At 71.9% G+C, this 12,058-nt stretch carries 8 protein-coding genes and 1 pseudogene; 2 read left to right on the forward strand and 7 right to left on the reverse strand.

Annotated elements, in window-relative coordinates; translation table 11 throughout:
• Positions 1-148 precede the first annotated feature (148 nt).
• Positions 149-475, reverse strand: a pseudogene (locus tag FLL47_RS45225) (sigma factor); the annotation flags it as partial.
• Positions 476-597: 122 nt separating this feature from the next.
• Here FLL47_RS45225 and FLL47_RS24230 point away from each other — a divergent pair.
• Entirely contained in the window at positions 598-1,746 is a 1,149-nt protein-coding gene (locus FLL47_RS24230) for a cytochrome P450 (protein WP_186315885.1), read from the forward strand.
• An 80-nt stretch (positions 1,747-1,826) separates the two neighbouring features.
• Here FLL47_RS24230 and FLL47_RS24235 read toward each other — a convergent pair whose 3' ends face one another.
• The 3 genes from FLL47_RS24235 to FLL47_RS24245 all read right to left on the reverse strand — a co-directional run bounded on the left by FLL47_RS24235 (position 1,827) and on the right by FLL47_RS24245 (position 8,235).
• Positions 1,827-2,450: a class I SAM-dependent methyltransferase gene (locus FLL47_RS24235; protein ID WP_222106170.1), complete on the reverse strand. Its 624-nt coding sequence runs from the start codon at positions 2,448-2,450 to the stop codon at positions 1,827-1,829.
• A gap of 61 nt (positions 2,451-2,511) precedes the next feature.
• Positions 2,512-3,513, reverse strand: coding sequence for an SMP-30/gluconolactonase/LRE family protein (locus FLL47_RS24240; protein WP_144122858.1), 1,002 nt, complete (start codon positions 3,511-3,513; stop codon positions 2,512-2,514).
• 12 nt (positions 3,514-3,525) lie between these two features.
• Complete coding sequence (locus tag FLL47_RS24245; RefSeq protein WP_144122859.1) at positions 3,526-8,235, reverse strand: HEAT repeat domain-containing protein; 4,710 nt, start codon at positions 8,233-8,235, stop codon at positions 3,526-3,528.
• Between the two features lie 439 nt (positions 8,236-8,674).
• Between FLL47_RS24245 and FLL47_RS24250 the strand changes: the two genes are divergently transcribed.
• Complete coding sequence (locus tag FLL47_RS24250) at positions 8,675-9,073, forward strand: MmcQ/YjbR family DNA-binding protein (protein WP_144122860.1); 399 nt, start codon at positions 8,675-8,677, stop codon at positions 9,071-9,073.
• A 52-nt stretch (positions 9,074-9,125) separates the two neighbouring features.
• On the opposite strand, the gene FLL47_RS24255 is transcribed toward FLL47_RS24250, so the two are convergent.
• Genes FLL47_RS24255 through FLL47_RS24265 form a run of 3 tightly spaced genes read right to left on the reverse strand, consistent with a single transcriptional unit; the run spans position 9,126 to position 12,039 of the window.
• Positions 9,126-9,638: a transposase family protein gene (locus tag FLL47_RS24255; RefSeq protein ID WP_222106171.1), complete on the reverse strand. Its 513-nt coding sequence runs from the start codon at positions 9,636-9,638 to the stop codon at positions 9,126-9,128.
• 33 nt (positions 9,639-9,671) lie between these two features.
• On the reverse strand, positions 9,672-10,439 hold the full coding sequence (locus tag FLL47_RS24260; protein WP_144122861.1) for a DinB family protein: 768 nt from the start codon (positions 10,437-10,439) through the stop codon (positions 9,672-9,674).
• Positions 10,429-12,039, reverse strand: coding sequence for an amino acid adenylation domain-containing protein (locus tag FLL47_RS24265; RefSeq protein WP_186315886.1), 1,611 nt, complete (start codon positions 12,037-12,039; stop codon positions 10,429-10,431). Before FLL47_RS24265 ends, FLL47_RS24260 begins: the two co-directional genes overlap by 11 nt.
• Positions 12,040-12,058: the final 19 nt, after the last annotated feature.

Here is a 12,058-nt window from a genome sequence, read left to right on the forward strand (position 1 = left end):
GCACGTGTGGGAGGGCAAGGGCGTACCGCTGCCCCTCGGGCAGCTGCCGCAGCGCGGCCAGCAGCGCCAGGTGTTCCGGCGCATGGTCGGCGACATCCGGCGGCGGCCCGACCCGGCGCAGCAGCCCATCGAGCATGCGTCGGCGTCGATGTCGGGTGCGGGCGATGTTGACCGCCACCCGCCGCAGCCAGGACTCCGGGTTGTCGAGGCCCGCGAACCGGCGGGGAGCGGCAAGCGCCCTGGTGAATGCCTCCTGGACCACTTCCTGCGCCTCGCCCAGGTCCCCGGTCACCGCGTAGAGCGGGACGACCAACCGCCGGAAGGATCCGGCATAGACATCACTGATCAGATCACCGTTGGACACCGTCACCTCTTCTCCTCCCTCTGCCACTCGCGGGAGAGCGAGAAGGTTCCGCCGTCGGCCGACTACGGCGGCAGGAGGTGGCCGAGACGGCAGTGGCCGAGGTCGAACCACCGGCCCGAGCCGTTACCCCCAGTAGGGTGACTGTCGCTGTCGGGCATCTGTCGCTCCGCTACCCGCCCGCCGCAGACAGCGGCTGTAATCGATGTATGATCCCGGCCGCTGAAAGTGCTTTCGTGCAACGGTCCAGCTCACCCGCTGCGCTGGGGAGCACACTCGCGGCTCTCGGGCAGCACGAGCCGATCGTCTTCGACGAGTTCATGAACGCGCCGCTGGTGCTGCGGCACCGGGACGTGAGCGCCGCGCTGCGCGACACCGCCACCTTCAGCACCCGGTTCTACGGCCTGGGTCCGATGAGCGCTGCCATGATCGCGCTCGACGGGACGCCGCACCACCGGCTCAGGCGCGTACACAACCGCTTCTTCAGCGCCGGCGCGAGCGCGAAGTATGCCCAGGCCGTGGTGCCGATCGCGAAGCGCACCTTCGGCGCGGTGGCCGCGAAGGCCGAGGTGGAACTCGTCGGTGACGGCATCGCCCGATACCCGATGGAGGTCTTCCTCACCCTGCTCGGCGTCCCAGACGAGCTGGGCGATCAGGGCCTGGAATGGGTACGCGCGATCATCACATGGCTCGGCTCGCCGATGGACGAGTCGGTGGCCGCCGCCGGCCAGCAGGCGTACGCGCGGCTGAGCGACTACACGTCCACGCTCGTACAGCAGGAGCGGCGCGACCGCGGCGACAACATGCTCGGCGAGATCATCCGGGCGTTCGAGGCGGAGGACGCCTACTCCCTCGAAGACGTGACGACCGCGGTCGTCAGCCTGCTGCTGGGCGGTTTCGAGACCACGATCCAGATGATGTCGGCCACGGTCTCCGCCCTGCTGCTCAACCCGGACGCGCTCGCGCAGGTGCGGGCAGAAGCCGGCCTCGCCGAGGCCGCGATCGAGGAAGCCTTCCGGTGGGCCAACCCGACCGCGGGGCTCTACCGCTTGGTGACCCGCGACGTCGAACTCGCCGGGACCGCCCTCGCCGCCGGCAGCATGGTGTACCTCTGCATCGCCGGCGCGCACTTCGACCCGCAGGTCTATCCCGACCCCGAAACCTTCCGCCTGGACCGCCGTGGCGGCGCCCACCTGGGCTTCGGACTCGGCCCGCACTACTGCGTCGGCGCACCGCTGGCCCGCATCGAAGTCGCCGCGGCCCTCACCGCGCTGCTCGACGCCTGCCCCGGCCTGCGCCTGGACCCCGACACGCAACCCAGCTTCCACTACGGCGCGCGAGGCTTCGTCCAGCACGGCACCGAGGCCCTCCCGGTCTTGACGTGACCGCGGACGTCCTCGACGAGATCCCCGCCCGCGACATTCCCGCAGCGGCAGGCCCGCGACACGTGCCCCCGCTTTCGTGCTCAGCGCTCGTCGGTCCGGCGGATCGTGGCGAGCCAGCCCTGCGCGATGTCCTGGATGGAGCTCATCTCGATCACCGCGGGTTCGATGCGTTCCACCGTCCAACCCTCGTCGAACGCGGCCCGGATCTCGTCCTGGGTGACGCGGCGAGGACCCCAGTCACCGGGCTCCCGTTCGCTGAAGCAGAGCAGGTAGTAGGTGCCGCCGGGAGCGACCGCGGCCCGGGCGGCCTGCCCGTAGACGACGCGGTCCGCGTCGGACAGCGTGTGGAACAGCGCCGAGTCCAGCACGGTGTCCCAGCGCCCATGTTCCGGCAGGTGCAGGACGTCGTCCACGACGAAGGCCGCCGCCAGGCCCCGCGCGGCGGCCTTTGCCCTGGCCAGGCCGATCGCCGTCGGTGACTGGTCGATCCCGGTCGCGGTGAGCCCGGCCGCCGCCGCCATCAGGGCGTGCTCGCCGGTTCCGCAGCCGACGTCGAGCACCCGGCCGTGCAGGCCGCCCGCGGCGGCCACGGCGGCGAGCGCCGGCTGCGGCCTGCCGATCTCCCAGGGAGGCGTGCCGGTGTAACTGGTGTCGAAGTTCCGGCGGCGCTCGTCGTCCGGCCCTGTGGCGCTGTGCTGAGTCACCAGACGATGATTCCACCATCGCCGGGCGATGTCGTCGCCGAACGGCCGTCGGCCCGATGACTCACGGCAGGGTGAAATGCGCGATCGCCGCCGAGTGCAGACTGCCCAGCCACACCGTGCCGGATTCCTCCCGCACTCCGGTGACCATGGAGAACCCCGGCGTGGCGGTCTGCAGGTCGTGGACCGTACGCCCGGCAGTGTCGACGGCCTGGACCCAGACGGTGTCGGCGGGTTGCGGCAGCAGCGCTTCGGGCAACGCCCACAGCATCCGCCGCAGGACCGGCGGCCGCGGCGCGAGCAGATCGAGCGCTCGGTTGCGCGGCGAACCCATCGCGATCCAGATCAGACCATCGCTGCCGCGCGCGATGTTGTCCGGAAAGCCGGGCAGGTTGTCCACGAGGACGTCGCTGCGGCCGGTCTGCGGGCCGGTCAGCCACCAGCGGGTCAACCGGTACGCACCGGTCTCCGCGACGGCGACGAACGACTCGTCGGCCGCGAGGGCGACACCGTTGGCGAAGTGCAGGCCGGTGAGGACGGTGGTGACCGTGCCGTCCGGATCGCGGCGCAGCAGGCGACCGCTTCCGGAATGCTCGATGAGGTCGGCTTTCCAGTGCGCGAGGTCGAACCGGGCCGACGAGTCGCTGAACCAGATCGCACCGTCGGCGGCGATCGCCGCGTTGTTGCAGACCCGCAGCGGCACGCCGTCGATCGGCGTACCGGCGGGAACGAGGTCTTCGATCGCCCCGTCGGTGGGCCGCACACTGAGCAGGCCGCGAACGGCGTCGCAGACCACCAGGGCACCCTCGGCGCCGACCTCGATGCCGAGCGGCCGACCGCCGGTATCGGCGACGACCTCCACGATGTCGTCGCGGACCCGGAGGATCCGGCCGTCGGCGAGGCCGGTGTAGATCGCGCCATCGGGGGCCGCCGCGACGTCCTCCGGTCCGATGCCGGGCAGTGGGTGGAGGACAGGCTGGGGCATCGGGACCGCGCCGTGCGGCTGGCGCGCCCGGGCCGGGGTGGCCGGCGGCTGCCATACGATCGGCCTGATACGAGGCTTCATGGGATGCTCAGACTAATCCTGGCCGAGCCGTGATTCAACGGTGCCCGATCGCCGAGACGGGAGGCCCTTCGCCGTCGACGTGTCGCGCTCGATGATCTGATCGAGGATCGTGGTGTAGTGGTGTCGTCGGTCCGGGCGGGCGTGGCCGGCCGCGTGCCTGAGCGCCGGGGCCGCCGAAGGTCCGAGATGGACGAGACCGGTGGCGGCGGTCCTGCGGACAGCGGTGTGCGGGTGTGTGAGCAGGCCGACGATCGCGGGGATCGCGGGCTTGTAGGCCCCGTGGCTGAGGGTGTCGATCGCTGAACGGACCACATCGGGTTCGGGGTCGTCGAGCAGGACCGCGGTGTGGCGCAGGTAGGTGGGGCGGTCCAGGAGCTTGCGGGCGATGCGATGGCTGTGCAGGCGGATTCTGGCGTCGGGGTGGTGGAGCAGTCCGGCCAGCAGGTTCTCGAGTTCGGGGTCTGAATCGGTGGTCGGCCTGACCCGGGACGGGCGGTCGTCCTCGTGCGCCTCGGCGAGGCGGGTGAGCGCGCGGCGGACCTGTTCGGTGTGGCCGGTGCGGATCAGGTCCAGTAGTTCGTGCCGTGATGGAACGGACATCGCGTGGCCCGGGGTCGGCTGCGGTCGCTCGCGTAGCGCCGAGAGCCGAGCGGAGTCGCTGTCGGCACCGTCGGGATGGCGTAGTGGGCCGTCCACGAGGGTGAGTTTGTCGGCGAGGTCGTCGCGTCCTTCGGCGCGCAGCCGTTCGCGGGTTTCGTCCAGTGCCGGGGTGCGCAGCAGGGGCCAGCCAGCGATCAGGTCGAGGAAACCCCAGGCCCCGGCGTCGAGCCGTGCGCGAAGGCTTTCCGCGAGGACGTCGGCGAACTCGGGAGCCCGGCGCAGCGCACGTTCGGCGGCGGCGCGGGTGGCGGGTCCGCCGCACTCCCACCATTCCAGCAGCAGCGGCAGTAGGCGGTGCAGGTCGGACGGGTCGAGATGGAACGCCACGCGGGCAGCCCGTTCGCGCACGGGGTCGGCGATGGTCCGCAGCTCGGTTTCGTCGATGCTGGTCAGCACTCGTGCGAGGTCGGCGTTGATCGCGACGTCGGCACGTCCGTACAGGAACGCGTGGAGCACGTCGCGGCCGGTATCCGGTTCGGGCCACTCGCGCAGCGCCGCAGCCGCGGCGTCACGACGGCTGGCGGTGGGTGCGTCGAGCATGGCGAGCAGGCGTACGCGTTGCGCGGCCGAGCGTGGCTGGTCGAGGTCGCCGTCGTGCGGGGCCCGTGGCCCGGGGGTGGCCTGGTGGGCTTGCTCGGCGAGGGTCCAGGGCGGTGCGTCGACGGGCTGGAGGGCTTCCATCCAGTCCAGCATCGTGCTGCGGGCGTCCCGGTGTGCCGACGGGAACGCGTCGATCAGCGCGTCGAGGCGGGCGCGTGACGGGAGCGTGTGGTCGTCGCGGGAGCGGAAGTCGTGCAGGGCGTCCGGGGTGCGTACGGCGGCTTCGAGCCGGAGCCGCCAGGCCGCGGCCTCGCCGGACGCGGGTGTGGCGGTGACGGCGAAGGCGTCGCGTAGTGTCGCGATCTCGGCGGCCCAGGGGTCGGGGCCCAGCCGGGCGGCGGTGAGGGCCTGCTCGACGTCGGCGCGGGTCAGCACTGCGCCGCACCGGCGGAGCAGTGCCAGCGGTGACCGATGCCCGGCCGCGGTGGGCGCGAGGGCGCGCAGCCGGGCCGCGACGTCGAGTGCCAGGGCGGCGTGCAGGGTCGGCGCGACCGCCTCGAGTACCGCGAGGAGACGGTCCCGGTCGTCGCCGGTGGCGTCGGACAGGGCGGCGGTCAGTGTCCGGACCGCCCGGGCGAAGGTCACGATCTCGTCGGCCGGCCATGGCGCGGGGCAGAGCCGCAGGGTCAGCCGCAGCGTGGCCGGTCGCGTGGCCGCCTCGGCGCCGGCCAGGTGGAGCCAGTCGGCCAGCATCGGTCGTAGCCGGGTGAGCTGGTCGGCACTCAGGTGCTCGGGCTGCCGTTCATGTCTGTCCACGATCCGCTGGGCGGTCTCGATGTGCCAGCCGTCGCGCACCAGTGTGTCGACGTCCTCGCCGGACGGACCGCCGCCGGTCGGCGTCCGGCTGGCCGGCGTTGCGATGCCGTGTGCCGCCAGCTGCGCGGCCAGGTCCTCCACCGTCCCGGCGGCGAGCCTGACCCGGCCTGCGGCGACCAGTGCGAGCAGCGCCGGCGTGACCGGGGAGCCCTGCTGTGCCAGGGCGTCGACCGCGCGCGCCGACAGCATCCCGCCGAGCCCGTCGAGCAGCAGCCTGCGGGGCCGCTCGTCGTCGGCCTGTTCGGCGGCCGCGAGGACCGTGGCGGCGTACGCGTCGCCGAGGATCGCCCGGAGTGCCTCGATGAGCGTGGCGCGCAGGCCCGGGTTGTCGTGGTGGCCGAGCCAGAACAGCAGCTTCGGCACCACCGCGGGCGTACCGGCGTGCACCAGGACCGCGGCGGCGGTCTTCTTGATGTTCATGGTGGGGTGATCCAGGCACGCCGCGACCGCCGGCGCGGCCCAGTGCGCCCGGACGTGGCCGAGCGCGAGCAGCGCCTGCCGGACGGTCTGCCCGTCGCGAGCGGCGGTCAACGCGATCAGGCTCGCCGACAGCGCCTCGGCGTCCTCACCGGTCGCATCGGCGGCCAGCAGCGCGATCACGTGCTTGCGGACGTGGCGGTCACGGTGGCGCAGCAGCCGGTGCACCCGGGCGCGGGTGCCGGCATATGGGGCCCGTAGCAGCAGGGCGAGCAGGACGGCCTGCTCGCCGGCGGACAGGCCGGGGCGATCGAGCAGGTCCAACGCCATCGTCGCGACGAGCGCGTGGCCGGCCTCGCGGGCGTCGGCGGCCTCGCGCAGGCAGAACGGTCGTAGCCTGCCGCGGTCGTGGAGCCGGCCGCCGAGCGCGTGAATCGCGGTCACGACCTCGTCGGGCACGGCGGGTTCGCCCGCGGGCGGCCCGTCCGAGCGCCCGGCGTCGGCGGGTCGGGTGGCGCCCGGCTCCCACGACGCCGCGAGGTCCGCCACGATCCGCAGCAGGAGGTCGGCGATGGTCGCCAGGGTGGCCGCGTCGCCGTTGCGGGCCAGCGCCAGCAGCGCCGCCGCCGGGTCGTCCGGGTCGAAGTCGGCGCCCAGCAGCGCCAGTTCGCGTCGGTCGGGTGCACCGAGGTCGGCCGCGATCCGGCGGGGAACGTCGCGGGGGTCGAGGCGGGCCAGGATCGCGGCTCGCCGGTCGGGATCGTCGGTGAGGTGCCACAGCAGTTCCAGCGCCCGATGGCGGACCGGCCGCAGGTGGGGCGCGATGACGCCGGCCGTGGCGGCGCCGCCCGGCGGGGTCAGGCCGAGCCCTTCCTGCAGCACGGCCACGGTCCGCTGACCGCCGACGGCCTCCAACGTGTGCAACGCCGCGGCCGGTGCCTGCGGCAAGGCGCCGACGACCGCGGCCTCGGCCGGGGCGTGGCGCAGCGCCCGGATCGCGGCCAGGAAAGGCTCCGGACGAGAGGTCGCGGGCAGCACACCGGCGATCGTGTCGCCCACCGGAAGGTCGCCGCTTCCCTGCCGGGCAAGCTCGACCAGCAGCGCCAGCCGCCGCGGCCACCTCGCGTCGTCGGCATCCTCGACCACCAGCGCGTCGAACGCCGCACGCCGACACGTGAACATGATCGTGGCGGCCTCCGCCGCGGAAACGGTGTGGTCGGCGAGCGCGAGGTCCACGATGGCCGCCGCCTCTCCACCGGCCGGGAAGAGGCCGCGCCGGTGCATCGCCCGCAGACACGCGACGACAGGCCCGCCGAGCAGCAACGGGTCGGTCGCGGCGGTCGCCACGAGTGCGCGGATGTCTTCGCGTCCGGCCAGGTTCCCCAGCGCCTGCAGCGCCCGCTGCCGCGACCGCGGCGGCATCGCGGTGTCTTCGACGACGTCGCGCAGGAGGTCACCGTGTCCGTGACGGGTCGCGGCCGCGAGCGCGGCATCGATCACCTCGGGCGCCGGTGACGGCACACCGGCTGAGAGGAACGGTTGCAGCCTCTCCCGGCGCAGCGGGGCGAGCGCGGCCCACGGCTCGGCGAGCTCCTGCAGCGCTGCGGCGGCCACGCCAACGGAAGCGAGCAGCCTGCCGATGTGCTCGCGGGCTCGGGCCGGGGCCAGCAGCGCGGTGTGCAGCCCTTCGCGGGCCAGCCGCAGCGCCTCGCCCTGGAGCACCCGGTCACCGCTGGCGGCCAGCTCACCGACCAGCTCGTCGAGCTGGTCGGTGTCGGCGGCGGCGATCCCGGCCACGGCCTGGAAGAGCAGCTCGCCCGCCGGTTCGTGGCGGACCGTGGCCGGCTGGTGGGAGACCTCGGCCCGCAGCCAGGCGAGCTGCACGCGGACCGGCAGACCGGCCGCACGCCACTGCGGCCGGCGGTGCTGGGGGACGTGGCGCCAGAGCTGCTGATGGAGGCCGGCCAGGAGGAACGCCGTCTCCGGCGGGTCGTCCAGGGTCGTCGGCAGCAGCTCGGCGAGTTCGGCCGCCTCGGATTCCGCGGTGCCCGGTTCAGCGATCCGCGCGCCCAGCAGGTCCAGGCCCAGATGCCGCAGCAGCGGGTCTTCGTGACGGACGAGCAGCTTCACGACTGCCGGCGTGCAGTCCTGCGCACCGAGGTGGCCGGTGAGCCAGCCGAGGTCGCCACGCCGCACCGCGGCCCGAATCGGCTCGCTCACTGCTGTCATGCCGCCCGATGTTAGTGCGTCGGGTGATCGCCTCCGGTCCGGCCGACCTGAGGTGTCCAGGGAGCACCGTGCCGCGGCGACAGCACCGCGTGCCTTGACCGGATGAAGGGGCCGGTGTCCCCGTCATGCCCGCGCTCCGGCCAGGAGGTGGCGTGCCATGACGATGCGCTGGATCTGGTTGGTTCCCTCGTAGATCTGCGTGATCTCGGCAACCATGTGCCCTGACCAGCAAAAATGCTCAGCTCGGACGGCCCCAGCACTGGCCCAGCATTACGCGAGGTAATCATGCGACTACCCTGGCGCGGAAGCGTAGCGCTTGCCAGCGTCGTCACCGGGCTGGGCCCGATAGTCCTATGACGTCGGAGCGGCCCTTCCAACCCCGGAGACTCTGATGTGCTGATGTCCTACCCGGCGGGCAGGATGGGCGCGGGAGGTACAGATGACCGACATCGCGGACGTTCCACCCGCCGTTGTGGGCCGGCTCCGGGTGATCTGCGGGGAACTGCCCGAGGCGTACGAGGAGCCGGCGTGGATCGGCCTGCGGTGGCGGATTCGCCGGCGGACGTTCCTGCACGTCTACGCCACCGACGAGAGGCGGTCGGCGTACATCGATCTGGACGATCCGGCCATCCTGATGACCTTCCGGGCGCCGCCCGCGGAGTTGGCCGCGCTGGCGCATGCCGGCCCTCCGTTCTTCCGGGCCGACTGGGCTGTGAATGTCGTGGGAATGGTGCTGGACGACGAGACGGACTGGGCCGAGGTTGCCGAGCTGGTGACGGACAGCTATCGCGTGCAGGCGCCCCGCCGCCTCGCGTTCCGGCTGAAGGCAGGTGGATGAACCGCCGGCTACCTCCCCACGTTGCCGCTTATCCAGGAAGGTCATTCAGAAGTCATCCCCAGGCTCGATAGATCTCCAGCATGGTGACGGTCCGTAGTATGTCGGGGAAGTCGTGCATGATCCGGTGGTAGCCGGTCTTGAGGATCTTCCACGACTTCAGATGCGCGATGGCGCGTTCGACGGCTGCCCGGATGCGGTCGACCGAGCGGTTGTACGCCTTCTGGCCGTCGGTGAGTTCTCCGCCGCGTGGCTTGCGGTCCGGGGTGATCATGCCGATGCCCCGGTAGCCGCCGTCGCCGGTCATGCCCGGCCCGCCTGGCGCATAGTGGCCCGACCACCGTTCGGCGAGGCCGGAGACGAAGAACGCCGCCGCGTCGTGGCGGGCGCCGGGGACGGGATCGCCCGCGTCCGCGACCCGCCCGTCCAGATCCGCGACGACCTGCACGTTCTGTCCGCACAGGTGCTTCTTGCCGGAGTACAGCCCGTCATGGCCCTTGCGTTCGCCGACCGGGGCGACGAACCCGTCGACCAGGACACCCTCGCGCTGGGCTTGAGCGTGCCGCATCGCGAGATCGCCGTCCATTGCCGGGACGCGCTTTCACTCGGTTCGGGTATCGGCCTCGAGCACGGTGAGGTCGCGCACCGCGTACCGGTGATGCTCGGCCTCTTCCTTGAACACGACGCTGAGGCAGCGGCGTACGACGTAGTCCTTGTCCGGGTAGGGGTCGGCCGGCTTGCGACCACATACCCGGTCGAGCTCGGCCTCGGTGAGCTCGTCGACGACCCGGCGCATCGTGGCCATGCGGGCGAGCCGCGGCGCGAGTACCTCGTCGAGCGTCGGGGTGGCATCGAGGGTGAGCCCGAGGAGCTTCGCCAATGCTTCGGCCGGCATCCCGCCGCCAGGAAGGCCCAACGAGTGGTGCGGCGCATCCTCCTCGAGCACGGCGTTGCCGATCCAGGCATCACTGGCCATCAGCAGATGCCGCTGCGTCTCGACGAACGACCACTCGCCGTCGACCTGCTCGTTCAGCTTCGCCTCGGGTAGGCGCCTGGCACGGTCGAGCGTCTCCTCCCACTGCTTCTCGATGGCATCCCAAGCAGCCCGGTATTCGGCGGCGGACGTGGCCTCACGGGCCAGCACCCGGTTGGGATGCAACCGGTCGAGCTCGGCCTCGACATAGGCGGTCACGTCGACGTCATTGACAACGACACGCTCGAAGCCGCCACCGAGGGAGACGTTACCCCCATAGCAGTCCACAATCTTCAGGCCGGTGACGTCGCAATCGCGAATCTCGAGACCAGAGAGATCGCACAGATGGATGCGGGCACCACGGAACTGGTCACCTTGGGTGTACTCAGCAGGCATCGGGACAGTTTCCCGTATCCATCCCGCCCCCGCAAGTGAATGGCACAACGTGAGGGTTGCGTACTGCGTCCGGGTGGGAGAGTGCGGGATCGAGCATCTTGGCGAGCGCTCGACGATCGATCTTGCCCGCGCGGTTGAGAGGCATCTCGTCCAGCCAGACGTAGACGCGTGGAATCATCGGCGCGGGTAGCCAACTACCCAGTTGGCTCGTGAGCAGCTCGTCGGGTCGCCGTTCGCCGACCAGATAGGCGACGATGGCCGCGCCGCCCGGGGTGTCCTCGCGCAACAGTGCCGCCGCGTCGACCACGCCTCGGCATGCGCGCAGGTTGTGCTCCACCTCGCCGATCTCGACCCGGTACCCACTGATCTTGATCTGGTCGTCGATTCGGCCGACGTACACGTAGTTCCCGTCCGGCTGAAGCCGAACGTTGTCCCCGGTGGCGTACATGCGCTCGCCGGGCCTCTCGGCGAACGGGTCCGGGAGGAACGAGGCCGCCGTGCGGCCGGGACGGCCGAGATAGCCTCTGGCAAGACCGGCACCGGCCAGGTACATCTGGCCGGTGTCGCCGGCCGGGACGGGGTTCAGCTCCTCGTCGAGGACATAGGTTCGCACGTTGCGGATCGGGCGCCCGATGGGGACCCACTGCGGGGTCGAGGCGTCGCAGGGATACCACGTCGCGGCCACCGAGGCCTCGGTCGGGCCGTAGCCGTTGTGGACGACCAGCGAGTCGTTGCTGCCCAGGTCCGGCCCGTCGAGTTGGGACCCGCCGGTGATGACCAGGCGCACGCCGGCCGCGGCCAGCCGGGGAAGCAGGGACGTCCCGTACGGCCCGAGCACCGCGGCCGGGACTTCCAGCGCGGTCACGCCGAGCGCGCGGACGGTGCGCAGGATGCGGTTGGCGGGCAGGTCGCCGCCGTCGGCGATGGCGACGCAGGCGCCGAAGCAGAGCGGCATCAGGCAGTCGTGCATGGTGCTGTCCACGGTGAGCGCGGTCGTCCACAGCATCACGTCGTCGGTCCTGATCAGGTCGATGTCCTCGAACGAGGCGATGATCAGGTTCAGGAGGCCTTCGTGCGGCACGCCGACGATCTTGGGCCGCCCGGTCGAGCCCGACGTGGTGAGCGCGTATGCCAGGTCGAGCGGCCTCGGCGAGGGGAGCTCCGTGGCGGCGGGGCTGTCGGGGCTGTCGTGGCCCGTCTGCGGGCCGGTTACGTCAATGAGCTGGGCGTCGGGCAGCCAGTCGACCGGCGCGGTAGCAAGGACGCGTCCGCAGCCGACGTCGTCGAGCACCCCGCGATTGCGCAGCGGCGGATCGTCGGGGTTCATCGGCAGACACGCCGCGCCGCTTCGCAGGATGGCGACGATGCCGATCAACGCGGCCGGGCATTGCCGCGCGATGAGACCGACGATCGGTCCGGCGTCGTCGGCCACCAGCCGCCGCGCAAGTCGCGCCGACAGCCGATCGAGCTCGGCATAGGTCCACGAGCGTGCCGAGGTCCGGATGGCCGTGGCCGCCGGCCGGTCGCGAAACTGGCGCTCCAGGAGATCGACCAGGGTCCGTGCACCCGCGGTCCGGGCCGACCGTCGAGAATCCTGCACCGCAAGTACCACCTATCGA

The sequence above is a fragment of the Catellatospora sichuanensis genome (assembly GCF_007483665.1).
GTDB lineage: Bacteria > Actinomycetota > Actinomycetes > Mycobacteriales > Micromonosporaceae > Catellatospora > Catellatospora sichuanensis.